Source organism: Exiguobacterium sp. KJ 601 (genome assembly GCF_027161185.1).
GTDB classification, from domain to species: domain Bacteria; phylum Bacillota; class Bacilli; order Exiguobacteriales; family Exiguobacteriaceae; genus Exiguobacterium; species Exiguobacterium profundum.
In genome coordinates this window covers 147,280-172,408 of the sequence record NZ_JADHZG010000003.1, presented here as the reverse complement: position 1 = coordinate 172,408, position 25,129 = coordinate 147,280, and the positions used below count along the sequence as shown (strand labels likewise).

Genomic DNA, 25,129 nt, shown 5'->3' with positions numbered 1-25,129 from the left:
TATATTAAATGAATCGAGGTGCGTGTAGATGACTGCGATTTATATCCTCATGATTACCGTGATGGCCATCATTATTTTTGGCGGAGTACTGAGCATCTTATTGACAGCCGCATTCGTTTCAGACAAAGTAGAGCATGATGAAATGTTTAGTCAAGGCAGTTGGGATGATGAATTGCTGCATTTGAATCACTCTCCACAACCGATTGACGACACGAAAAGCTGAGACCCTTCTCGGCTTTTTACTTTGACTTCATGAGGTGAACCTATGCTCCGTTTTCGTTTTATGATTTTACTATTGATTGTCTTTATTTCCGGGTTGATTCAAGGTGCGCTCATCCCACTCTTATCCACGTTGATTGAACGGGATGGGGCCCCGGCCTGGGTGAACGGACTGAACGCGACGATGCTTTACGTCGGTGTGATCGTCTCTGCGCCTCTCCTGGAGCGATTCGTCCGTAAATATGGATTCCGACCGACCATCGTCCTCGGTATCGTATTGACGGCTGTCGCGACCTTCGCTTTACCGATTTGGCCGTCCTTACTCGTTTGGGCGATGATGCGCTTCTTCATCGGATTCGGCGACTCGGCTCTACACTACGGGTCACAAGTATGGGTGACCTCAGCAAGTGAAAAGAGCAGTCTCGGTCGAGCGATGGCGTATTATGGAATGTCTTTCAGTCTCGGTTTTGCCATCGGTCCATTGATCGCACCACTCGTCGACCTATGGTTTTGGTTACCGTTCCTCATCATCGTCTTCTTCTGTCTCGCTTCGTTGATGCTCGTCTTTAAAGTCGAGAACGAGTTTCCGGAGGTCGAAAAAGTGAAGACCGACTCGAAAGGACGAATTCGCCTGATTCTTGTCGGTGCGGGATACACGCTTCTCCCTGCCTTTACATATGGGTTTCTCGAAGCGAGCTTAAATGCCAACTTTCCCATTTTTACGTCTCGGAATGGGATGAGTTTGACGGAAACGAGCACACTCATCACGACGTTCATCGTCATGTCGATTGTCGTTCAGCTTCCTCTTGGTCGCCTCGCAGACTTGTACGGTAAGAAGCGGATCTTACAAATCGTGCTGACGTTTGGTACCCTCGTATTCACTTTGGCGAATCTTGTTGTCGATTCCTATGTCGGTCTACTCTTCCTATTCGCACTTGCCGGCGCCGGGCTAGGATCGACTTATTCACTCGGTTTGGCGCATATGACAGAGGTGCTTCCCCGTTCGTTACTGCCGACGGGAAACATGCTCTACAGTATTTCATTCAGCATCGGCTCGATCTCAGGTCCGATGATCGGTGCCTTCTGGTTGTCTTTACCGAAAGAGGTCTATTTCTTTATGTATGCCGTCATTCTCGGTATTCTAGCGCTACGACTCTTCACGTCGACCGCTAAACCAATCGACTTATAAACAGAGGCAGATGGTTCCCATGAACCACCTGCCTCTGTTTTATTCCACTACTCGTTCCATTTCATCATCGTTTAACTGCAAAGCTCGGATGAACACTTCGTCTAGCGCGAATGGTTCAGTGTCTAGCGAAGCGAGTACATCGGATTTTAGCGTCACTTCTACGACACGGTCATCGAACTGCCATCTCGTCTGAATATCATCACCTTGTCTTGTGGCGCGGGTCGCCACTGGACCGTGACGTTCTTTTAAACTTTGACTCACGCACTTCATCACGTACTTGACGTACTCATCTTTCGGCTGACGTGAGATGAGAATGTTTCGAACGATTCGATTTCTAGTCATTGTTTCTTCCTCCTCCCTTTGAATGATTGCGCACGCAAGTCTTTACAAACGAAGACCGATTTTCGAACTTTAAAATTCAGAATTTTTAATATATTTTGTCATGGGATTTCAATTCCGTCAACTCTGTCTCTATTTCAAATGACATCCGTTTGTTTTTTTGTACGGCGACCTTGAAAATACGTAGATAAATAAATGCCGACAATAACGAATCCGAGTCCGACCACCGCATTCCATGGAATCGTTTCACCGAGTAAAATCCCTGACAACATGACTCCAAATAAGGGAACTAAGAAGATATAGAGTGAAATTCGACTGACCGGATTGTATTTCATTAACGTGTTCCACAATGTAAATCCGATCGCTGACAACATCGCCAAGTAAAACAAGAACGCAATCGTCTGTCCGGTGTACGGCATGGAAACACCATTCGGGTCTAATAGATAGCCGATCAGCAGTAACCCAACTGAACCGATCACCATCGCCCAAGCCGTCATCGGGGCAACATCATACGTCTTCGAGTAGTCCTTCGCAATCAAGTTCCCGAACGCTCCGGATACCATCGCCAAGATGAGTAAAATCTCTCCTAACCCAAAACCAACTTCAGATCCGGTCGCCGGCCAGTTCGCGATGACGATTCCAGAAAAACCAAACGTTAAAGCAAATCCCTTCAATCGATTCAATTTGTCGTCTTCATATCGGAAATGAGCGAGGGCCATTTGGAAAAACGATGTAGAACCAGCAATGATTGATCCCTGGACCCCCGTCGAAATGGACAGTCCGATATAAAAGAACAAGTATTGTAGAAACGTCAAAAACAAACCGAGATGCGCATACGCCTTTACCTTTTCACGGGTGAATCGGACAGACCGTTTCAAAACGGTCTGACTGATGATGAGCAATAGAATCCCTGCGAGTAAAAAGCGCTCGCCAGCGAACAATAGTTGTTGCCCATACTCATTCGATTGGATATCAAGTTTCTCATAACTCAACTTGATGAATGGGAACGCACTCCCCCATAACAACGTATTGAAAATCGCCAATAACGCCACCGTCCAAGGGCGTTCAAATATATTTTGCATGACACAAAAACTCCTTAATCTTTTTATTTGTGAGTCACTGATAAGCGTGTTAAGATAAATCTAGATAATAATCATTATAAATAAAGGATTCAGATTAAACTTCTATAAATTCTTTATTTTAAGCCAATTGAAGATGATAATCATCATCAGTCATTATCATTTAATCGAGATTTATTCTCAATTAGAAAGAAGGGATTATCGATGAACGTCCAAACGGTTACGCACGAAAAAAGCCACGTTTTCAAACGGGCTAGCTGGTACGAACATATTGAATTGATCATGGCGCTCATTAGCGGTGTATTGATTGTACTCGCTTATATCGCCGAAACACAAGGCGGAGCGCCTTGGATTCATGTCACACTTTACTTATCCGCCTTTTTTATCGGAGGATACGCAAAAGCGAAAGAAGGGATTTCGGATACGATTGAGACGAAATCGCTAAATGTAGAGCTTCTCATGATTATCGCCGCCATCGGTGCCGCTTCGATTGGGTACTGGATGGAAGGGGCAATCCTCATCTTCATCTTTGCTTTATCCGGGGCACTCGAGACGTATACGATGAACAAAAATGAACGTGCCCTCGAATCGTTAATGGAATTACAGCCGGAACAGGCGACTCGCCTAACAGACACTGATGAACTCGAGGTTGTTCATATCGACGACCTTCGTGTCGGAGATCGGATTTATGTACGTCCTGGTGAACGCATCCCGGTCGATGGAAAAATTGTAAAAGGCAACGCATCCGTAGAAGAAGCCGCCATCACAGGCGAATCCGTCCCTGTCGATCGTCAAGTCGGTGATGACGTGTTCGGATCGAGTGTCAACTTGAACGGGGTATTGACGATCGAAGTGACAAAACTTGCGACGGAAACACTGTTCCAAAAGATCATTCAAATGGTCCAACAAGCACAAGAAGAGAAATCACCGTCTGCACAGTTCATCGATCGATATGAAGGACGCTATGTTCAAATCGTGCTCTTCTCTGTTGCGGCCATCATCATTCTCGGACCGTTCGTCACGTCGTGGTCTCTTGAAACGAGCATCTATCGCGGCATGATCCTTCTCGTTGTCGCCTCCCCTTGCGCACTCGTCGCCGCCATCACACCGGCCGCGCTGGCTGCCATCGCCTCTTCTGCAAAACACGGGATTCTCTTTAAAGGCGGTGCTCATATCGAGAACATGGGACGTCTAAAAGCAATCGCCTTTGACAAGACCGGGACACTCACAATTGGGAAACCGATTGTGCAAGAAGCGCTCATCTCACCTTCATTAGAAGAAGAGGATGTCAACCGAATTGTCAGTTTGATTGAAGAGCATTCGATGCATCCACTTGCTGAAGCGCTCGTTTCCTACACCGGAAAACATAGCGGGGAAATGACACACTTCAAAGACATCACAGGCTCCGGAATTGAAGCAACGATTGACGGGACGACGTATCGGGTAGGAAAACAGAAGTTCGCTGACCGAAGCGGTGATTTCTTTAAGAATGATGTCGAACGATTGAAAGAGGCCGGTCATACACTCGTCTTCATCAGTGACGAGACACGTACCATCGGTGCTTACGCCTTACGTGACACGCTACGACCCGAGGCAAAGGTAGCAATCAAGCGACTGAACGACTTAGGGATTGCGACCATCATGATTACCGGAGACAACGAGGCAACCGCTCGCGCTATTGCGAACGAAGCTGGATTGACACGCTATATCGCCGAATGCTTGCCTGAAGAGAAGGTTTCGCAAATCAAGATGTTACGAGAGGAATATGGAACAATCGGGATGATCGGCGACGGAATCAATGATGCCCCCGCCCTTGCGACCGCCGACGTGGGGATTGCCATGGGCGAAGGTACGGATGCCGCACTTGAAACGGCAGATGTCGTCTTAATGAAAAACGACCTCGTCCGATTGAGCGACGCCATTCGTCAATCACGTAAGTTGAATCGCATCGTCTTACAGAACGTCGTTTTTGCACTCGGTGTGATCCTCGTTCTGATCGCAACGAACATCTTTGAGTTACTCATCATGCCGTTCGCGGTCGTCGGACATGAAGGTTCCACTATTTTGGTTATTTTGAACGGTCTTCGACTCCTCACGTCATCATGGGAGTGATCTATTCGACAAAATGGAATCGAGGATTGAAACAATATGTCGATTTCGTTATAATTGAAACAATGTGTCTACAGACTGAAACTGATCGAAAGATTGACTAAAGGTGGTACAAGATATGAATACGATTGCAGTCATCGGCAAGGTGTTTGTCGATATTAAAGGGACTTCCTTCGCACCGCTCCACAAAGATGCGAAGAATGTCGGCGACATCACTTTCTCCAATGGCGGAACAGGTCGAAACGTTGCTCAAAACTTAGGTGTGCTCGGCAACGATGTCCGCTTCGTCTCGACCGTCACGAACGACCAAATCGGTGTCGGTGTCCTCGAAGAATTACGTTGCTTGAATGTAAACGTCGACGGGGTCGACATGCTTGACGATAATGGTATGGGCATGTGGCTCGCTGTGATGGACAATAACGGTGATCTTCAAACATCTATTTCGAAACAACCAGACGAAGCCCGTATGGAAGAAGCGATTTTACGTCAAATCGATACGGTCTTTGAAGAGAGCGATGCGGTCGCCATCGACTTAGACTTATCGGTCAACGTCTTGAACGAGACGATCGAACTATGCCGTGAAATGGATTTACCGCTTTATGGTGTCTGTGGCCACCTATCCGTCATCGAACGAAACCGTCATTTGCTTCAAGGATTCACAGGATTCATCTGCAGTCGTGAAGAAGCGGAAATTTTATCCGACATGTCAATCGTCACGGTAGACGATGCCCTTCGTGTCGCGGAAGTACTCGCCATGAAAGGTGCCCCCCTCACCATCGTCACGATGAGTGAGCTTGGTGCCGTGTATGTGGACCTTCGTACGAACGAACAAGGTCACGTCCCGACGACGAAAGTGAAAGTCGCAGACTCCACGGGAGCTGGTGACTCCTTCTTCTCCGCTGTCATTTCTGAACTTATGAAACAACACTCGATTGAAGAGGCGCTTCGATTAGGTATGCGTGTCGCAGGAAAAGTCATCGCTTCGCATGAGAACGGATTGACGCAAGAGATGTACGCATCATTAGAACAACCTACGCAAGAATAAATAGAACGCATCGGCGAATCGTCGATGCGTTTTGTGCAAAATCACAGGAACGAAAGGAACGATTTCATTGGTTCGAACGAAATTAAGAAGCGCGATTATTTTAATGAATGATCAAGATGAAGTGGCTTTGATCCGTCGCGAAAAAGAAAACGTCCTCTATTACGTTTTCCCTGGTGGCGGAGTCGAATATGGGCACACAACAGAAGAGACGGCCGTACGTGAAGCATTTGAAGAACTCGGTGTTCACGTGGAACTAGAAGGTGTCGCTGCCTACGTCGCATTCAATAACGAGTTAAATCCTTATTATTGGGCGAAGATGACAGGTGGCGAATTCGGGACCGGAACAGGTGAAGAGTTTCAAGAAGAACAGACTAACGGATCGTATACACCGATGTGGATTAAACGGTCTGCACTCCCTCATCTCCCCGTTCGTCCACCTTCACTTGCTGAAAAACTCGCCTCACATGAGGAACGTTTTTACGATTTGACCTTATCGGAGGAGTAATCAGGTGTACACCTTGCCGAATTCGGGAAACGTTTTTTAACGATCGAGTCAGGAGGGTTTTATTATGGCAATGACAGAAGTGAAAGAAAAAAAGAATTGGCTTTCATTTGGGAAAGAGTTATTTCGACGATTTCAAGAGCATGATGTTCAAGACTACGGGGCTACCCTCGCATTCTTTTGGTTTTTATCCATTTTTCCTGGAATCATCTTTATTTTGGCGCTCTTGTCCTTTTTCGACGTCTCACAAGATTCGTTTCAGAATCAATTGAACGATTTGGCACCCGGGTCCGCAGCTTCCGGTTTTTTAACGGGAATTTTCGAGGCGATTGGCGAACCGCGAGGCGGTCTTTTATCGCTCGGTGCGATTTTGGCGATTTGGTCCGCCGCAAAAGGGGTCGACCGTCTCATCACGACCTCCCTTCATGCTTATGGTGAAGACAATGAACGTAACTTTTTTGTGAAAAAAGGGTTGGCACTCGGATTGACGATTCTGCTTGGGATCGGGATGCTACTGCTGATTCTCTCGAACGTGTTCGGGTCTCAAATCATTTCATTCGTCACTGAGTATTTACCCGTCAACATTACCGGAGCCGAAGAAATGATAATCAACGTGTTCCGATATGTCCTTACGACGGTTGTCCTCATTTTGACGCTTTCGATTTTTTATAAAGTATCTCCACAACAGCACGTCTTTTGGAAAAGCACTATCCCCGGTGCCATCTTCGGTGTCATCGGTTGGCAAGTCGTCTCATTCGGTTTCAGCCTATACGTTTCAAACTTTGGGAGTTACGACTCGACTTACGGTTCACTCGGAGGAATCATCGTCACGTTGCTCTGGTTACAATTAACCGGGATGATTATTTTAATCGGATCTGAAATCAACGCGACATGGATGCGCTTCTTCAAGACACCGAGTGAACAGGAACACGAACGCGACTTCAAAAAGAACAAAAAGAAAGCGAAACAAAAGCAAGAAGAAGATAACTATGATGACATCCCGACGAACACGTACGGATAATTCAAAAGGAGCACGTTCAAGCTGAACGCGCTCCTTTCTTATGCTTCGATCGGATCAAGACGTCCCGTCGCCGGGTCAATCACGAATCCGTGTACATTCGTTCCTGGTGGTAACAGTGGATGGTTATTGATCAGGTTAACAGAATGAACGACGTTCTCTTCAACTGAATCAAATCCATGTAGCCACTGCTCCAAATCCATTCCTGAAGACTTTAGCGTCTTCAACGTTTGCGGGTCGATTCCACGACGCTCCATCTCTTCGATGACGACAGTCGGTTCAATCGCCGCCATCCCACAATCGTAATGTCCGACAACGACAACTTCTTCTGCTCCTAGCGCATAGAGTGCGACCAAAATGGAGCGCATGGCCGAACCGAATGGGTGTGACAAGACTGCACCCGCATTTTTAATGATTTTAGCGTCTCCATTCTTAAGTCCTAGCGCTTGAGGTAATAGTTCCGTCAAACGTGTATCCATACACGTCAAAATGACGATTTTCTTATCTGGAAATTTATCAGATACGAACGGTTCGTACTGTTTTTCCTCTACGAAACGTTTATTGAATTCAAGCATTTCTTTTACGACTGACACGTTAACGCCTCCTCTTTTTTACAACACAAATCTTGAAACGATGAGTCCGATGACCATCCATGCTCCGAACAGCGTGTTCACTTTCGCTGTCATCGCCATTGCAGGCATCAATGCGGCCGGTTCTGCCTTCTGCCAAAACCGTTGAATCGCCCGGACCATGACCGGCACCGTAAAGAGCGACAGCAAGACCCACGGAGTGACGCCATATAATACAACCGCTAAGATGATGCCGATTAATGCCGCGATAAAGAATGCGGCCAATACATATACCGCACGTCGATGACCGACTAGACATGCGATCGTTTTTCGACCATTCTCTTTATCGTTATCTAAATCGCGGATGTTATTCGCAAGTAAGATTGCTCCGATCAACAAGGCCATCGGGAACGACACGAGTAGCAACTCCGTCGTCACCGTATTGATTTGGATAAAGCCGGCAATCCCGATGATGACATATCCCATGAATAGCCCAGCGACAATTTCACCAAACGGCGTATAGGCAATCGGTAGCGGCCCTCCAGTATATAAGTAGCCGACAAGCATAGACAAGGCGCCGATCCAAAGCAAATGCCAGCTTGTGGATGCCGCAATGTAGAGCCCGAGTAGTGCCGCAATCGTATACATGCCGAGCGCCACCGCTAATACTTGCTGTGGTGTAAATCCATCACGTACGATGGAGCCTCCGATTCCGATTGACCCCTCATGATCAAGACCACGCTTGTAGTCATAATACTCGTTAAATAAGTTCGTCGCGATTTGAATAAGGACAGATGCCACTAACATGGCAAGGAAAAGTCCCCACTTGAGTTCGGTTTGATCGAGGACGATGAACGTCCCGAGCAAGACCGGAATAAAGCTTGCGGTCAGGGTATGCGGGCGAATCATTCGCCAATATGCCCCTTTCGATTTCTGTTTCATTTCGTTCCCTCCCTTCGTTAGTTTACGTCTCGATGAAAAAATCTGTCAACGCCAGCCCATTATCCTAGATTCTTGATCATTTCCCGAGCATTTCATAGGCAGGTGTATTGCGAACTCATGATACACTAAAGAGTGAGAATTCTATCGGATTGAGGAGGCTTTTCTTTTATGCCAGATACTCAAACACATATAAAACAGCGAATTGAGCAGGCCCATAAACGGGCGCGAGCTTGGCAACGGCCTGTCCTCGCATCATACACATGGGAAATCTCGGCGTTCGATGCTTTTCAAATCATCCAGAACACCGATACGTCCCATTATTATTTCATGACACCAGACCGGACGCTCGAAATGCTAGGTTGCGGGGATGCACTCGTCTTGAGCGCTTCTGGACCCGAACGATTTCAGCGACTTCAATACGATTGGAGTCTTCACCGACGAGATGTCGATGCGACAATCCACGCGTTCGCCGGTTTTTCATTCGACACGTTTATGCGACCACAAAAAAGTATGTGGGATGCCTTTGGGGAAGCATCACTCGTCGTCCCAAAATTTTTATACCGTCGCTATAAAGACCGACACACGTTGACAGTGGCCACTCTCGTCTCTTCGAAGCAGTCGGTCGAACAGTATTTGATTCAATTGGCAGATCAGTTGGCCCAGTTCAGTTCACTTCGTCCGACGGAAGAAGCGACGCCGTCTTATACAAAAGTGAAAGATGGGGTCGATCACTTCAAGTCCAGTTTCCAACAGGCTAAACAGTTGATTGAAGAAGAACGAGTTGAAAAAATCGTGATTGCCCGCGAAGAAATTTATCAGCGTTCCGATGATGCGTTCCCCTTCTCAAAAAGTTTGAAGCATTTAGCAGATCATCAAGAATCTAGTTACATCTATTTGTATCAACCAAAGCGTGACACTGGTTTCTTTGGGGCGACTCCTGAACGATTGATTCAAAAAGAAGGCATGCAACTGAACACGGCTGCCATCGCCGGGACAATCAAGCGTCCGAAAACCGAGATCGAGGCAGAAATTGCGAAAGAGAAACTCCTAAACGATTCAAAAAATCGTGAGGAGCATCAAATTGTCGTGAAAGACATCAAGCAGGCGTTGACACCCTATACTGCACCGATTCAAACACGAGATACTCCGCAAATTTTGGCAAATCGCTCGGTGTTCCATCTACACACCCCAATTCAAGCGACACTCGAAACAAATGCTTCCTTGCTGTCACTTGCGGAATCGCTACATCCAACGCCAGCACTCGGCGGCTCTCCGAAGCGGACATCGGTCCGATTGCTTCGTGAAATCGAGCGATTCGACCGCGGGTGGTACGGTTCTCCGTTTGGTTGGGTAGACAATGAAGGCGACGGCGAGTTTGTCGTGGCAATCCGCTCTGCACTCGTTCAACACCAATTCGTCGCACTGTATGCTGGATGTGGGATTGTGAAAGACTCTGCACTCGAGCAAGAGCTCGAAGAAACAGAAATAAAAATGAGTCCAATCAAACAAGCTTTGCAGTTTGATTTACACAATCAAGGAGGCACCCTAGATGAATAAGGTTTTGACCGATTGGGTCGCATCCATGGTAAATCGGCTTGTTGCGTCCGGTGTAAAAGACGTAGTCATCAGCCCAGGATCCCGCTCGACTCCGCTCGCTGTAGCGGCATATCTTCATCCTCAGATTCGTCATCACATCATCGTCGATGAACGATCTGCCGGATTTTTTGCTCTTGGACTGACCCGTGCGTCAGAAACAATTCGCCCGGTCGCATTGATTTGCACAAGTGGAACGGCGGCAACAAACTACTATTCGGCTGTGACAGAAGCGTTCATATCGCAGTTGCCACTCGTCGTACTGACAACCGACCGTCCTCATGAACTGCGCAATGTCGGGGCTCCACAAGCAATCAATCAAGTCCGCCTCTACGGTGAACAAGTGAAGACGAGCATTGATTTGCCTGTTCCAGAGGAGACAACGTTATCGTTTATGAAACAAACGATTACCCGCTTCACGAATCTGTCAATGCAAGCACCGATGGGACCTGTTCATTTGAATGTACCGTTTCGAGAGCCCCTGCTTCCTGACCTCGAGTCATTGAAACAGATGTTAAAAGCTGACCCTGTCTTGCCAGAACGACAGTGTATTCGGCCGACACAAGCAGACAAAAACATTTTCTCGGAATGCACGAGTCAAAAACGACTCGCCTTCGTCGTCGGACCTTACACCCCGACATCTTGGCAGAAATCCATTGTTGAATTCGCTTCCGAACGACAGATCCCGATTTTCGCCGATCCTCTTAGTGGCATGCGACGTTTCGACGGCGTCTTGACCAACTATGACACGTGGCTCGCGAGTGAGCATCGGACTGATTGGTTGCCTGAGGTGTTCGTCCGTTTCGGGGCTGCACCTGTTTCGAAACGCTTCAATCAATGGATGACCATGGCGGATCAACTCGTCATCGATGAACCGGGATCTTATCGCGACCCAAGTAGCCGAGCCACCATCTGTTACGGCGACGCACTCGATTTTCTACCGCTCATCGCATCCGCAAACGAACCTCGGTACCTTGAACGTTTACGCTTTTTTGAAGAGGTTGCCGAGTCTGCAAAATCGTCACTTCAAGGTGAAGCGGAATTGACGAAACGATTGCTCGATACATCGATTGAGCGTCTATTCGTCAGTAATAGTATGCCGATTCGAGATATAGATACATCACTGTCTGCCGGCACGAATATACACGTTCTCGCCAATCGAGGCGCAAACGGAATTGATGGTGTGTTATCCACTGCACTCGGAAGCAGTTATGATACGGCTCACGGCGCTCTATTGATCGGTGATTTAGCGTTCTATCATGATAGCAACGCCTTGCAACTGTTAAAGCATCATCCCGGAAAATTTTCCGTCGTGATTGCTAACAATAACGGTGGAGGGATATTTTCCTTCCTCCCGCAGGCTTCTGTCGACACACAGTTGTTCGAAGATTTGTTCGGCACACCGCTTGATTTAAATATCCGTGGATTTGCTGACACATATGGCTTATCGTATCGTCTAATTGAACGACCGGATGAAATTCAAGAAGCGATTGAAGATGGCGTTCATTTAATCGAATTCCCATCGAATCGTGAGGAGAATGTGACGATCCATCGAGGTTGGACACAATCTGTCTGCGCTCGCCTCATCACGGAGAACGAATCATGAACATCGATTTACGTGGCGTACGTTATGAAGTGATTCATCGCGGTGAGGGAAAACCGGTATTATTTTTACACGGATTCACCGGAAACGCCCATTGGGTCGATTCGCTCCCTACATTACCGATTCGTCTTGTGTCACCGTCGCTCCTCCAACATGGCGCAACGGAGCACCCTTCAGTCAATCGTTCGACAATGAGTCAGCAAGTTAAGGATTTGTCCCGCTTACTGGATACGGACGACCGACCTTGGACAGTCGTCGGCTATTCACTCGGTGGGAGAATCGCATTGACACTCGCCGCATGCGACGAGCGTGTCGAACATGTCATCGGGATCAGCACGACCCCCGGTCTGCTCACTTCTAAGGAACGAGCCGCACGCCGCCGCCAAGATGCAGAATTGGCTCACTTGATTGAAACCAAGGGTATCGCTGCATTCGTGAATCGTTGGGAGAACCTTCCGCTTTGGCGACAGACGGAAGACATGAAACGTTCACTCCGAACAGGTCGGCTCGCCCAACAACCGAATGCCCTCGCAAACAGTTTGCGGTCAATCGGTACGGGACATATGCCATCGTTATGGGGCACATTGCAGTGTCTCCCCCGTACCGACTTGATTGTCGGGTCAGACGATCTCAAGTTCAAAGCCATCGCAAGATACATGCAGGAAGAGCGACCAGATATTAAAATCTATGAAATTTCAAACGCAGGGCATGCTCCTCATATTGAGAATGCATCAGAGTTTGGTACAATAATAAAGAAATTGATTTTAGGGGGTATTTAAAATGGAATCAGTAGCGAACTGGACATCGGTCCGGACGTATGAAGACATTAAATATGAAACGTGGAACGGGATTGCCAAAATCACCATCAACCGTCCCGAAGTGCGCAATGCATTCCGTCCGTTGACGGTCAATGAATTGATTGATGCATTCGCTCGCGCGCGCGACGATAAAGAAGTCGGCGTCATCATCTTGACAGGTGAAGGCGAAAAGGCATTCTGTTCAGGTGGGGACCAAAAAGTTCGTGGACATGGCGGCTATGTCGGGGAAGATGAAATCCCACGCTTGAACGTCCTCGACCTTCAGCGCTTGATTCGTGTCATTCCAAAACCGGTCATCGCCATGGTCGCAGGTTTCGCAATCGGCGGAGGACACGTTCTTCATGTCGTCTGTGACTTGACGATTGCAGCGGACAATGCTCGCTTCGGACAAACAGGTCCTAAAGTCGGTTCGTTCGATGCAGGATACGGTTCTGGATACTTGGCACGGATCATCGGCCATAAGAAAGCTCGTGAAATCTGGTACCTTTGCCGTCAATACGATGCACAAGAAGCACTCGACATGGGACTCGTCAACACGGTGGTCCCACTCGATCAACTCGAAGCAGAAACGATCAAGTGGTGCCAAGAAATCTTACAACACTCACCTACAGCGCTTCGCTTCTTGAAAGCAGCAATGAACGCAGATACAGATGGTCTTGCCGGACTTCAGCAACTCGCTGGAGACGCAACGCTTCTCTACTACACGACAGATGAAGCAAAAGAAGGACGCGATGCGTTCAAAGAAAAACGTGACCCTGACTTCGGTCAATTCCCACGTTTCCCTTAATTGTTGAGAGAGTAGCGATTTCGCTACTCTTTTTTTGGAGGTGACAGCTATGTATGAATGGATTCGGAAACACCCAGCGTCACATCTCGCCCTTGTGACAGCTGACGATCGATTGACATGGGCAATGCTACGCACGGAAAGCCTTCAACTTGCCCAGTTCATCCATGAACAGACACCCACCGCCAAACGAATTGGCATATTCGCTAAAAACAGCAAAGACTATGTCATTGCCGTTCATGCAGTACATCTGCTCGGAAAAGTGCTTGTTCCGTTGAATACACGGCTGACAGAAGAGGAAGTGCGTACTCAGCTACAAACAGCAAAAGTGGACCTCCTTCTCGTTGACGTAGAAATCGATTTGTCTATCACCCAACTCCTGATCACACGCCGGACCACTTCATGTTTCACCGTGACCCATGAGTGGAATGAAGATGAAACCATGTCTCTCATGTTTACGTCCGGAACGACGGGTCGAGCCAAAGCGGTGCAACAGACGTACGGGAATCACCTCGCTAGTGCCCGAGCCGCTGAAGCGCATTTAGACTATCGTCCATCAGACCGGATGCTCGCGGTGACCCCGCTCTTTCACATGAGTGGACTGTCTCAAGTGTATCGGAGTGCCATCATCGGTTCGACGCTCTATGTCGAGCCACGATTCGATGTCGATCGAACACTTCACGTCATCGAGACAGAAGGCATCACCCAGCTATCACTCGTCTCAATTATGCTGCAACGATTGCTCGATGCTGGCCTGAAAAAGCACCGACTTCGCACGTTGCTCGTCGGAGGCGGACCCGTCCCGCGCTCATTACTAGAAGAAGCAGAACGACGCAAGTTACCGATTGCTCAGACATACGGGATGACCGAGACGTGTTCTCAAGTCGCCACGCTGCTCCCGAACGAAGCGCTCTCGCATATCGGTTCGAGTGGTCAGGCAATCGCCCCAACAAGTATTCGAATTAATTCAGACGGAGAAATCGAAGTAAAGGGACCAACTGTGACGAAGGGATACTTCGAACAACCTGAATCAGATGCTTGGACACCCGATGGTTATTGGCGAACGGGTGACCTCGGCACGATGAGGGATGGCTATTTATATGTACACGATCGCCGAACCGACCTTATTCTTTCAGGTGGTGAAAATGTTTATCCGGCTGAAATCGAAGCCGCCATGTTACGCTGTGCCGGTGTTCAAGACGTCGGCGTCACGAAACAGTCGCATCCGACTTGGGGAGAAGTCCCGATCGCCTTCGTCGTCGGCTCCTATGATCCAGCCGAGATGAAGCATGTTCTCGACTCACAGTTGGCTAAATATAAGCACCCGATCGCCATCCACTACGCACCGAATTTACCACGAAACGCGAACGGAAAATTAATGCGCCATCGCTTAAAGGAGCTACTGTCATGATCAAACGTGCTGAGCTTTCCATCGTCCCTTTGACGTTTAAACACCCGATTGTGACGGCACACGCCGTCTTATCTGTCCGAAGAACGCTTATCCTCCGTCTAGAGACCATAGACGGTGTCATCGGATACGGAGAAGGTGCCGCTTTCGAAACACCTTGGTATACGGAAGAAACGACCCAATCCATGATCGATACGTCTAAACTAATTCTCAATTTACTGAAAGGGATGACGGTCACAACGGACGTGTTTCCGAACTTAGTCTCATCTATCATTGGTCAGCACATGGCAAAGGCAATGTGGGAAAGTGCACTCTGGGAGATTGAAGCAACGCGCGCGAACAAATCACTCAAGTCATTCATGAGCGCCGGAGATTCCGTTTCCTGCGGACGAACAATCGGGATTGGGTTACTGAATCAAACGATGAAATCCATCGAGACGGCATTAGCTGACGGATTCGAACGCATCAAATTAAAGGCATCTCCTAATGAACTGGTTCCTGCCCTACGTGAGATTCGCGCGGTCTTCCCTGATGCGCCTCTCATGATTGATTTAAACGGAAGTGCGTCCGATCAACCGATGGAATGGTTCGAACAACTCGATGCCCATCGGTTATTGATGATCGAACAACCGTACCCAAGCCGACAATTCACAAAATCAGCGGCTCTCCAAGCAAAACTCACGACCCCCATTTGTCTCGACGAATCCATCACGTCTTATGACGACGTGGATACGATGGCACAGCTTGGTGCCGGAAAAATCGTCAACATTAAACCCGCACGTGTCGGTGGGCTTAGCGAGGCGCTCCACATTCGAAAACACGGAACGCCATACTGGGTCGGTGGCATGTATGAATCCGGTATCGGAAGATATCATACACTCTTGTTTGCTTCGTTAAGCGGCGCGAGCTTCCCCGCGGACATGTCAGGCACGAGCGCTTATTTCGAGCAAGATTTACTCGATACCCCGCTTGAAGTGGAGAATGGAAAGTTGACTCTTCCGGATTCCGTACAACCAGATTGGAATGTGATTGAACGGTTACGCGAAGAAGTGATTACATTGCAAACATGAAAAAAGGTGCGGTTCACGAGAACCACACCTTTTTTACGTTAACGGAACGATCCCGTTAACACTTCATATCCATCTTCTGTGACAACGACCGTATGCTCGAACTGCGAAACAAGACTCTTGTTCGGAGTGAAGAGCGTCCAACCATCCTCTTCCGATTGATAGACGATTTCATCCTTTGTCGAGATGAACGTCTCAACAGCAATCACTTGCCCGGCTTTTAATAACTGATTTTCTTCGCGACTATAATAGTTCGAGATCGTCTCTGGCTCCCCGTGCAATGTCCGACCGAGACCGTGTCCGGCCAAGTTCCGGATGACCGTGAATCCATTCTTTCTCGCGTCAGCGTAAATTGCTTTCCCGATCTGATTGACTTTCACACCCGCCTTGACCTTGCTGAGTCCAGCTTCTAATGAAGTCAAGGATACTTCGACCAAACGTTCGTGCTGGGGTGACTTCGCCGCCCCCGCAATCACTGTACGTCCCGTATCGGCATAATATCCATCCTTCACAGCGGAGACGTCGACATTGACGATATCGCCCTCTTGAATGACTTCATCTCCCGGAATACCATGGGCAGCAACGTCATTGAGCGAGATACATGTGTAACCTGGAAATTCGTACATCGTAATCGGTGCAGAAGCTGCACCTTCTTCTTCTAAAATACGTTGCCCGATCGCATCTAATTCTTTTGTCGTCATACCGGGCTTGACGGCTTTCGCCATCTCATCTCGCGCAAGTGCGACGATTCGCCCGATTTCGCGCAATGCATCGTAATCATAATCTAGCATCGTCCATCTTCCTTTCAATCCAATAATCGGTTTTGATATAAATACTCTTCGGATATGTCGGCAAATAAGAACATGCCGTCCGGTAACGGATAGCTAAAGGTTCGCGTCACTTCATTTGAACTGAAATCACGATAGTCTCCCGATAAATAGCCACGCCCTCGAACATCCATCGCCGCCATCGTCTGAATGAAATACGGTCGGAAACTCCAGTTATAGCCTCGATACGTATTATCGACACGCCATTCTCCATTCACGCAGTAGACGTTCGCACTCGTCTGGAAACCTGTCTTATCCGTTATATAATAACGAACAAACACCTCTTCCAGTTTTGGGGCGATGAATTGAATCCACTCGTCTTTCTTGTCTCTCGACCACTTTCCAGATTGAACAAGTTCTCCAATCCGGCGATGTAATTCAAATTCAAGCTCGTATAAGCGATTCAATCGTTTCTGGTCATGTAAAAAGAAGGAAGGCACTTCTTGTGCCAACACACCCATACCTTTGATTTCTCGTTGGGGAATCTCATCTTCCAAGCCTAGTAGGCCACCCATGTAATACCGACCACCGTGCTGCCACGCGTAACGAAGCTGTCCGATGTGGTTGATGGATTTGTAAAGAAGCGGTGCACCAAGCTTCGAAGCAATATACTCCATCGTCTGAAGCATGTTCGGATAGGTGACCGATAACGTCTTTTTCTCGACCATCGTGCCAAGGTCGACGAGCAATAATTCTGGCGCAAGCGTCATGATGTCTTCGATACTCGTCGATTCGGCAAAGTCTAATGCAATTTTCAATCCATAGGACCGATAGTATTGAATGACACGTGACAATCGCGGGACGTCGACTAAGTCCGTCCCTTGTAAGGTCACATAAATACGGTGTAACGGAAAATTCAATTCGCGTAGTGGGGCTAAAAAGGCTTCTCCCCCTTCTTCGAGAATCCATTCCGACCGGCATCTGAACGTGACGAATGGTTTGACGTCACGAAGTTGCGCTGCCGCGAGTTGCTCCATTCGTTGGGCGATGTCTAATTGATACTCGAGGGGAACGTCATCATCATAAAAAAACGGTGTCAATGATTCGCCTCGGAATCGTCCATGTACCATATATCCTTCCACTTGAAACGTCGCCGCTCCAAGGATTGGTTCATACGTCACCATCACTTCTTCAGGATGGACCATCACTTCTACCGCATCCACAATTCATCACCTCTTCGTTAAATGCGAAAACGAGCTACAATCAGCTCGTTCGCGTGTGTACATACATATAGGCACCGAAACAAGCAATAAAATAGGCGATACTCACCACGCCATATGCAATGCCCATCTTTCCGCCTACTCCAATGGCTAACACTAAAAAAATCATCGCTCCAAATAACAATGTCGCCACGGGGATATAACGAAAGTTAGGACGGTCTGTCTTTGACACGATTGGTTTGAGTGCGATTACACAACCAAGCAGCACAAGGAGACCGAAACTTAATTCCACCATCCGTTGACACCTCATCCTTCTATCTCTACTCAACTAGTGTAGCACGACACAATAAAAAATGCCGCAAATCCACTTAGGGAAATGCGGCATTTCACGATGATTAGTCACGCGGACGGCGTGGACCACGGTCATCCGAGCGACGACGATCGTCACCACGGAATGATCCTTTACGGTCTCCACTGCGTCCATCACGACGTTCGCCACCGCGTCCACCACGACGATCGCCACCACGGCCACCGCCACGACGGTCGTTACGACCACGGTATCCACCGCGATCGCCACCACGGCCACCTTGGCGTTTCACACGAACTGGTTCAGCGTACGAGATTTCAACAGGAGTTGAATCTGGCTCTTTTGTCAATCCACGAAGGGCAGCAGCGAGAATTTCGACTGCTTCGTACTCTTCAAGAAGTTCTGTCGCAAGTTGCGTGTAAGCTTTGAAGTCGCCCGCTTGAACGCGTTCGATCAACTCTTCAGCTGCTTGCTTTTGGTTTCCTTCAAGTACTTCCGCGATTGTCGGTACGTGACGACGGTTCATCTTCTTGTTCGTCACACGCTCGATTGCCTTCACTTGTCCAAATTCACGTGGCGTGATGAACGTGAGGGCTGTACCAGTCTTACCAGCGCGACCTGTACGACCGATGCGGTGTACGTAGCTTTCTGGGTCTTGTGGTACATCGAAGTTGTAAACGTGTGTGACACCTGAAATATCAAGTCCACGTGCCGCAACGTCAGTCGCTACCAAGATATCGATTGTTCCGTTTTTGAAACGACGAATGACTTGGTCACGTTTCGATTGCGTTAAGTCTCCGTGAAGACCGTCTGCAGTGTATCCGCGTTTGATGAGGGCTTCTGTCACTTCATCTACACGTTTCTTTGTACGAGCGAAGATGATGCTGAGTTCTGGTGAATCGATGTCGATCAAACGGCAAAGTGTATCGAATTTTTGACCTTCACGCAATTCGAGGAATTGTTGGTTGATGTTCTCAACTGTCATTTCTTTCGCTTTCACTTTGATGATTGTCGGCGACTTCATGAAGCGCTCAGCAATCTTTTTGATTTGTGGTGGCATTGTCGCTGAGAAGAGAAGCGTTTGGCGCTCTTCAGGAAGACCAGCCAAAATCGTTTCGATATCTTCAACGAAGCCCATGTTGAGCATTTCATCCGCTTCATCCAAGATGACTGTTTGAATGTCATCGAGTTTGATTGTCTTACGTTTCATGTGGTCCATGAGACGTCCTGGTGTCGCTACGACAATTTGCGGATTCTTTTTCAAACCACGGATCTGACGGTCGATTTGTTGACCACCGTATACTGGAAGTGCGTATACGCGCTTCGTTTCACCGATTTTGTTTAATTCTTCTGCAACTTGAATCGCAAGTTCACGTGTCGGTGCAAGAACGAGTGCTTGGACTTGACGCGCCTTTGAATCGATTCGCTCAATTGTCGGAATACCGAAAGCTGCTGTTTTCCCTGTACCTGTTTGTGCTTGTCCTAATACGTCCACTCCCGTGAGTGCGACAGGAATTGTCTCAGCTTGGATCGGTGTAGCTTCCTCGAAGCCCATTTTGTGTACACCTTTTACTAATGCTTCACTTAATTGTAAGTCTTGAAATTTTGTCAAATTATATTCTCCTTTGTTCATACAAAAAACGTCTGAGTTCAGTTTGACAGATCTACAGACGTTTTCTCAATGTTTCCTCATAGTCAACTTTATTAACTATAACGTATTTCTTCCTAAAATGAAAGAAATACATTTTCAAACTTTTTCATGTCACCCGAACATGAGTTATCTTATTTCAATTTGTAGCCGTTGTCGAGCTTTTCAACTTGCTTCTCTTTCAACAGTTTTCCAAGCGCTCGTTTAAATGCCGCTTTACTCATCCCGAATTCACGGTCGATGATGTCAGGTGATGTCTTATCACCGTATGGCATTTGGCCACCACGTTCTTCAATATACGAGAGGATGCTCGCCGCATCACCATCAATCGCCTCATAGGCACGTGGCTTCATCGAAACGAGGACCGTACCGTCTTGTTTGACCTGCGTCACACGGACGGTCAACTGTTCTCCGAGACGTGGCCAACGCGTCATCTCAGCCTCATGCAAGAAACCGAGTGATTCCCCTTCGACCCATACGTTGACGCCCACTTCGCGTTTATTGACGACGATGGCCTGCACGTCCTGGTTGTTCCATTCTTCTTTCGACGGTCGTGCCAACAAGTTCAAGAACGCATATGGTGCAGGGTCCCCAAGCAAACGTCCTTTTTGGTCATACTTCAATCGAATACACAATTGATCGCCCGTTTGTGGCCAATATGATCGGTTCTCCGGTAAGTCATCCATCGAAACGAGAACGTCCTTTTGAATTCCGATATTCACAAAGACCCCTGTGTTATACCGAACGCCAGTCACTTCAAACCATTCATACTCATCAAATGAAACGGTCGGAATCGTCATCGTTGATGCGAGACGTCCTTCTGAATCATGATATAAGAAGACACGAACCGTTTGACCGATTGTCACTTCTTCTGTTTGTTCTTTACGGTGAAGGAGCACCTCTTCGCGGCCGTTACTAATGAATACTCCAAAATCAGCAGAACGTTCCGCGACTAAATCTACTACTTCTCCTGCGCGCAATGCCATTACACCCACATCCTTTTCTAAGCTATTACTGTCAGTATACCTATCTACACACGTTCCTAATCATATCATGTTCTCTTTCAACATTTTGAATAAATGTGTCGAAAATGTGAACGTGTTTTGAGACTGTTGAAATCATGATTGTTTACAGAACTTACATGATTTATTAAAATTTTGTGACAATTTTGTGAACGTGTTTTTTTCTGCTAGTATCCTTTTTTTGAAAACGTTATTATATAGGAAGTGTCCAGTATAGATAAGGTTTCATTTAGGATTGATCGGGGGATAATAAATGTTTGATATACAGTCTCGTTCTTTTGCAAAGCGTTTTACAAAAGGATTGCTTGTCGCCTTTTTCGCATTACTCGCATCTCTCAGTTTTATTTTCTCAAACGGTGTCGACACGAATGTATCGTCATCCTCGACTTACATGACTCAAGAGTAAACGCCATTCAGCCCACTGAAGGCGTTTTTTTCTTTGCAATACATAACAGGATTTCCCTTCAAAAAGTCGAATACGATTAAAAGACCATGCCTTTTTCTTTCATACCTTTAAGAAAAGGAGACTCCGCTATGATTTTTTATTTTCTCACGTCCATTTTATCAATCGTAGGACTTGCTTTTTTGTTCCAGACCGAATTGTACAAAGATCCAATCGGAACATTTTTATTTGCCGTCCTAATTGCGATGGGACTCTCTTCCTTCAAACAACTCTTCATGCAGGCAAATGAGTATTTTGTAGAAAGACGGAACCAGAAACGGATCAAACGAGTCGTCGACAGAATGCACTCCACGACTCGAAAACGCTCTACATAACGCTCGTCTTCCCTCGCCACATTTGGTATCCTATGTAGGAACAGACATCGTACAATGGATTTATAATCGCAGGAGGCACATAACCGTATGAATGAAATCCCGTTATCGAATGAATGGCTACTTCGTTATTCACCTGTCATGGAGCTTTGGTTAAAAGAGGACGGTATTTTGCTTGTCGATGATGACAACCGAATCCGTCTCACTCTCGAAATCGGAAGTGATCAGGCCATGCAAATCAAAAGTATCGAGCAAGACGGCGCCTATTTCGTCGTCGATCCTGTGAATAAACGCATTACGTTCGAGCTCGAAGAAGAGGAAGAAGAGAGCGATTCTCGCTTTTGGGAATAAGGATTCATGCCGAAGGGTCGGATTCTCGTCAAGAGAAGAAGACTCTTTCTTGTTGTCATCATGAGAGGAGAGAATAGAATGATTCGAACAGCTGTATGGTTTTTCTCATTTTTTGCCGTATTACCGATCACCGTCCCGTTTTTACAGAAGGCGAAAAAAATCGAAACGCCAAAGCGTTACCGTTACGTACAAGATATCGCTTATAAATGGGCACAGTTTCTACTGAAGATTGCGGGTGCAGACATCCGTGTCCATGGCCAAGACCAGATTCCGGATGAACCCGTCGTCTACGTGTCGAACCACCAAGGAAACTTCGATGTCCCGATTATGTTGACCGCCACGAAACGACCGAAAGCGTTTATCTCGAAAATCGAGGTTCAAAAATTCCCGATTATCCCACGTTGGATGGAATTGATGGGGTGTATCTTCATCGACCGGAGTGACCGTCGTCAATCGATTCAGGCCATTCGTTCCGGAGTCGAAACGATTCAATCCGGCCAATCGATGATTGTCTTCCCAGAAGGTACACGCTCAAAAGGTGGACCGATGAAGGAGTTTAAAGCTGGAAGTTTGACGCTTGCCACATCAAGTGGTGCGAAAATCGTTCCAGTTGCGATTCAAGGCAGTTATAAATTGTTAGAAGCCAAAAATCGAATCACCCCGGCAACGGTCGAGGTCACGTTCCTACCTGCGATTGATCCGGCTGATTTGCCGAACAAGGAAATCGCAGCAACGGTCGAGGCGGCCATTCGTCAACAGCTTGAAGGAGAGAACGCATGAGTTTATTAATGATTGAAGGCATTCATAAAGAGTTTGCCGACAAAGTCTTATTTGATGATGTGACGATGACAATCCATCCCGGAGACCGTATCGGGATTATCGGCGTGAACGGTTCGGGGAAATCGACGTTCATGAAAATCATCGCCGGTACCGAGACAGCAGATCGAGGCACGATGCAACATCCGAACGATTATCGGATTCGCTACTTGACTCAAACGGTTCAATTCGACGAAGGACAAACGATCCTTGACGCTTTATTCACAAGTGATACTCCTTCCGTTCAAGCGTTGAAACAGTTCGAGCGCGCCAGACAAGCACTCGAAGCGAACCCGACAAGTGAGCAGTTACTTGAACGCTTCATGAAAGCCCAACAGGCCGTCGATGCCGCAGACGCTTGGGAAACGGAAGCAAAACTGAAGTCGATTTTAAACCGGCTCGGTCTTCCTGACGTGTCAATCGATGTGAACGCCTTGTCTGGGGGGCAACAAAAGCGAGTCGCGCTCGCCGCAGCGTTACTCGATGAAGCGGACTTATTGCTCTTAGATGAGCCGACGAACGAACTGGATGCCGATACAATCGCATGGCTCGAAACGATGCTTGCCGATTACCGGGGAGCGATCCTGCTCATCACCCACGACCGCTATTTCTTGAATCGTGTCACGAATCACATTTTGGAGATTGCGGATGGAACGAGTTACTTCTATAACGGGAACTATGAACTCTTTCTCGAGAAGCGTGCCGAGCGAAAAGCACGGGCACAATCGATGGAACAGAAACGACAAAATATTTTACGTCGCGAACTCGCTTGGTTGCGTCGTGGCGCGAAAGCCCGGACAACCAAACAAAAGGCACGCATTCAACGTGTCGAAGACTTGAAACATCAAGAGAGCTTAGCGGAAGACGAGACGCTCGACGTCTCGGTCGGATCTCGCCGACTTGGTAAAAAGGTCATCGAAGTCGAAGATTTATCTTTCGGATACGATGACTCCCTTCTCATTCGGCAGTTCAATTGGATTTTCGGTCGCCGTGAACGCTACGGGATCGTCGGCCCGAACGGGAGTGGGAAATCAACGCTCATGAACTTGCTCGCCAAGCGCCTAGAACCGACAAACGGTACGATTGTGCACGGAGAAACCGTTCATTTAGGCTACTACGGACAACAAGTCGAATTTGAAGACGAGTCACGACGGGTCATCGATGAGATCGAACGCATCGCCAAAGTCATCCACACGCCGGACGGCGAGGTCATCACGGCGGGGCAAATGCTCGAACGTTTCCTTTTCTCACCGGACGCGCAATATAAACCAATTGCGAAGCTATCTGGTGGCGAAAAACGGCGTCTCGTCCTGCTTCGAATTCTCATGGATGAACCGAACGTCTTATTCCTTGATGAACCGACGAACGATTTGGACACGGAAACGTTGTCTGTTTTAGAAGACTATTTGGAGTCCTTCCCAGGTACAGTCATCGCCGTCAGTCACGACCGCTATTTCTTAGACCGGATCGCCGGACAGTTGATCGCTTTCGAAGATGGGGTCATCCAGGTGTATCACGCAGAATATAGTGACTATTTGGCCATGCGTCAAGAAGAGGTTCGTCAAGTGAAGAAAGAGAAAGAACCTAAAGAGAAAAAGGAACGCGTGAAGTCGGAAGTCGTGAAATTCACCTTCAAAGAACAGAAGGAATGGGACACGATCGAAGAAGACATCGCCGCACTTGAAGAACAGATTGAAGCGCAGGAAGCGACGCTTGCATCAGCGGGCAGTGACCTTGGTAAAGTCAATGAGTTGTATGCGACGATTGCAGAACTGAAAGAAACACTCGATGCGAAGATGGAACGTTGGACCTACCTATCAGAAATCGATGAACAAATACAAGCACAGAAAAAAGGCTGACCTCCACATAAGGTAGCCTATCAAATGAAATGAACAAGAGATGGATTTCCGATATTTGTTCCGGAAATCCATCTCTTTTGA

The 25,129-nt window shown here is 47.6% G+C and carries 25 protein-coding genes; 16 read left to right on the top strand and 9 right to left on the bottom strand.

The genetic code is table 11. The features are described 5' to 3' along the window. Positions 1 to 28 precede the first annotated feature (28 nt). Together IRJ25_RS13050 and IRJ25_RS13045 are read left to right on the top strand one after the other, a co-directional pair. Complete coding sequence (locus IRJ25_RS13050) at positions 29 to 223, top strand: hypothetical protein (protein ID WP_015880865.1); 195 nt, start codon at positions 29 to 31, stop codon at positions 221 to 223. A 42-nt stretch (positions 224 to 265) separates the two neighbouring features. After that, positions 266 to 1,408 carry an MFS transporter gene (locus IRJ25_RS13045; RefSeq protein WP_078146369.1) on the top strand — a complete coding sequence of 381 codons (1,143 nt, stop codon included), beginning with the start codon at positions 266 to 268 and terminating at the stop codon, positions 1,406 to 1,408. A 39-nt stretch (positions 1,409 to 1,447) separates the two neighbouring features. On the opposite strand, the gene IRJ25_RS13040 is transcribed toward IRJ25_RS13045, so the two are convergent. Together IRJ25_RS13040 and IRJ25_RS13035 are read right to left on the bottom strand one after the other, a co-directional pair. Beyond that, the gene (locus IRJ25_RS13040; RefSeq protein WP_031421094.1) at positions 1,448 to 1,750 is read right to left on the bottom strand and encodes a hypothetical protein; all 303 of its coding nucleotides are present in this window, start codon (positions 1,748 to 1,750) and stop codon (positions 1,448 to 1,450) included. Between the two features lie 134 nt (positions 1,751 to 1,884). Continuing rightward, positions 1,885 to 2,829 carry a DMT family transporter gene (locus IRJ25_RS13035; RefSeq protein WP_214873740.1) on the bottom strand — a complete coding sequence of 315 codons (945 nt, stop codon included), beginning with the start codon at positions 2,827 to 2,829 and terminating at the stop codon, positions 1,885 to 1,887. Between the two features lie 201 nt (positions 2,830 to 3,030). On the opposite strand from IRJ25_RS13035, the gene IRJ25_RS13030 reads away from it, so the two are divergent. From IRJ25_RS13030 to IRJ25_RS13015, 4 genes are all read left to right on the top strand, one after another. After that, the gene (locus IRJ25_RS13030) at positions 3,031 to 4,938 is read left to right on the top strand and encodes a heavy metal translocating P-type ATPase (protein ID WP_214818409.1); all 1,908 of its coding nucleotides are present in this window, start codon (positions 3,031 to 3,033) and stop codon (positions 4,936 to 4,938) included. 115 nt (positions 4,939 to 5,053) lie between these two features. Continuing rightward, positions 5,054 to 5,980 (top strand): carbohydrate kinase family protein, encoded by a 927-nt coding sequence (locus IRJ25_RS13025; protein WP_015880860.1) that lies wholly within the window; start codon positions 5,054 to 5,056, stop codon positions 5,978 to 5,980. A gap of 67 nt (positions 5,981 to 6,047) precedes the next feature. Further along, the gene (locus IRJ25_RS13020) at positions 6,048 to 6,485 is read left to right on the top strand and encodes an NUDIX domain-containing protein (RefSeq protein WP_015880859.1); all 438 of its coding nucleotides are present in this window, start codon (positions 6,048 to 6,050) and stop codon (positions 6,483 to 6,485) included. Positions 6,486 to 6,549: 64 nt separating this feature from the next. Next, positions 6,550 to 7,503, top strand: coding sequence for a YihY/virulence factor BrkB family protein (locus IRJ25_RS13015; protein WP_214818412.1), 954 nt, complete (start codon positions 6,550 to 6,552; stop codon positions 7,501 to 7,503). A gap of 38 nt (positions 7,504 to 7,541) precedes the next feature. Here IRJ25_RS13015 and IRJ25_RS13010 read toward each other — a convergent pair whose 3' ends face one another. Then, a complete protein-coding gene (locus IRJ25_RS13010) occupies positions 7,542 to 8,075 on the bottom strand; it encodes a beta-class carbonic anhydrase (RefSeq protein ID WP_074037968.1) in 534 nt (177 codons plus the stop codon). Positions 8,076 to 8,111: 36 nt separating this feature from the next. Next, the gene (locus tag IRJ25_RS13005) at positions 8,112 to 9,011 is read right to left on the bottom strand and encodes a 1,4-dihydroxy-2-naphthoate polyprenyltransferase (protein ID WP_214818415.1); all 900 of its coding nucleotides are present in this window, start codon (positions 9,009 to 9,011) and stop codon (positions 8,112 to 8,114) included. A gap of 168 nt (positions 9,012 to 9,179) precedes the next feature. Between IRJ25_RS13005 and IRJ25_RS13000 the strand changes: the two genes are divergently transcribed. From IRJ25_RS13000 to menC, 6 genes are read left to right on the top strand one after another with little or no spacing between them, the layout of a single operon-like run. Continuing rightward, entirely contained in the window at positions 9,180 to 10,568 is a 1,389-nt protein-coding gene (locus IRJ25_RS13000; protein WP_214734552.1) for an isochorismate synthase, read from the top strand. Beyond that, the gene (gene menD / locus IRJ25_RS12995; protein WP_269318430.1) at positions 10,561 to 12,210 is read left to right on the top strand and encodes a 2-succinyl-5-enolpyruvyl-6-hydroxy-3-cyclohexene-1-carboxylic-acid synthase; all 1,650 of its coding nucleotides are present in this window, start codon (positions 10,561 to 10,563) and stop codon (positions 12,208 to 12,210) included. Before IRJ25_RS13000 ends, menD begins: the two co-directional genes overlap by 8 nt. Beyond that, positions 12,207 to 12,986, top strand: a complete 780-nt coding sequence (locus IRJ25_RS12990; protein ID WP_214689208.1) for an alpha/beta fold hydrolase — start codon at positions 12,207 to 12,209, stop codon at positions 12,984 to 12,986. Before menD ends, IRJ25_RS12990 begins: the two co-directional genes overlap by 4 nt. Position 12,987: 1 nt before the next feature. Then, positions 12,988 to 13,812, top strand: a complete 825-nt coding sequence (menB, locus tag IRJ25_RS12985) for a 1,4-dihydroxy-2-naphthoyl-CoA synthase (RefSeq protein ID WP_015880852.1) — start codon at positions 12,988 to 12,990, stop codon at positions 13,810 to 13,812. 49 nt (positions 13,813 to 13,861) lie between these two features. Beyond that, entirely contained in the window at positions 13,862 to 15,220 is a 1,359-nt protein-coding gene (menE, locus tag IRJ25_RS12980) for an o-succinylbenzoate--CoA ligase (protein WP_214784802.1), read from the top strand. Beyond that, a complete protein-coding gene (gene menC / locus IRJ25_RS12975; protein ID WP_269318428.1) occupies positions 15,217 to 16,287 on the top strand; it encodes an o-succinylbenzoate synthase in 1,071 nt (356 codons plus the stop codon). The genes menE and menC overlap by 4 nt, the downstream gene beginning before the upstream one ends. Before the next feature lie 38 nt (positions 16,288 to 16,325). On the opposite strand, the gene map is transcribed toward menC, so the two are convergent. From map to IRJ25_RS12950, 5 genes are all read right to left on the bottom strand, one after another. Further along, a complete protein-coding gene (map, locus tag IRJ25_RS12970; protein ID WP_015880849.1) occupies positions 16,326 to 17,075 on the bottom strand; it encodes a type I methionyl aminopeptidase in 750 nt (249 codons plus the stop codon). Positions 17,076 to 17,089: 14 nt separating this feature from the next. Continuing rightward, a complete protein-coding gene (locus IRJ25_RS12965) occupies positions 17,090 to 18,274 on the bottom strand; it encodes an EAL-associated domain-containing protein (RefSeq protein WP_074037729.1) in 1,185 nt (394 codons plus the stop codon). Positions 18,275 to 18,314: 40 nt separating this feature from the next. Then, positions 18,315 to 18,566, bottom strand: a complete 252-nt coding sequence (locus tag IRJ25_RS12960) for a hypothetical protein (protein WP_015880847.1) — start codon at positions 18,564 to 18,566, stop codon at positions 18,315 to 18,317. A 100-nt stretch (positions 18,567 to 18,666) separates the two neighbouring features. Next, positions 18,667 to 20,190 (bottom strand): DEAD/DEAH box helicase, encoded by a 1,524-nt coding sequence (locus IRJ25_RS12955; protein ID WP_230872854.1) that lies wholly within the window; start codon positions 20,188 to 20,190, stop codon positions 18,667 to 18,669. Between the two features lie 170 nt (positions 20,191 to 20,360). Continuing rightward, positions 20,361 to 21,212, bottom strand: coding sequence for a CvfB family protein (locus tag IRJ25_RS12950; RefSeq protein WP_015880845.1), 852 nt, complete (start codon positions 21,210 to 21,212; stop codon positions 20,361 to 20,363). 570 nt (positions 21,213 to 21,782) lie between these two features. Here IRJ25_RS12950 and IRJ25_RS12945 point away from each other — a divergent pair. The 4 genes from IRJ25_RS12945 to IRJ25_RS12930 all read left to right on the top strand — a co-directional run bounded on the left by IRJ25_RS12945 (position 21,783) and on the right by IRJ25_RS12930 (position 25,048). Then, a complete protein-coding gene (locus IRJ25_RS12945; protein ID WP_074037731.1) occupies positions 21,783 to 22,025 on the top strand; it encodes a hypothetical protein in 243 nt (80 codons plus the stop codon). A gap of 87 nt (positions 22,026 to 22,112) precedes the next feature. After that, on the top strand, positions 22,113 to 22,373 hold the full coding sequence (locus tag IRJ25_RS12940; protein ID WP_015880843.1) for a hypothetical protein: 261 nt from the start codon (positions 22,113 to 22,115) through the stop codon (positions 22,371 to 22,373). Positions 22,374 to 22,451: 78 nt separating this feature from the next. After that, on the top strand, positions 22,452 to 23,153 hold the full coding sequence (locus tag IRJ25_RS12935) for a lysophospholipid acyltransferase family protein (protein ID WP_269318427.1): 702 nt from the start codon (positions 22,452 to 22,454) through the stop codon (positions 23,151 to 23,153). Then, on the top strand, positions 23,150 to 25,048 hold the full coding sequence (locus IRJ25_RS12930; protein ID WP_214784798.1) for an ABC-F family ATP-binding cassette domain-containing protein: 1,899 nt from the start codon (positions 23,150 to 23,152) through the stop codon (positions 25,046 to 25,048). The genes IRJ25_RS12935 and IRJ25_RS12930 overlap by 4 nt, the downstream gene beginning before the upstream one ends. The last annotated feature ends 81 nt before the right edge of the window (positions 25,049 to 25,129 follow it).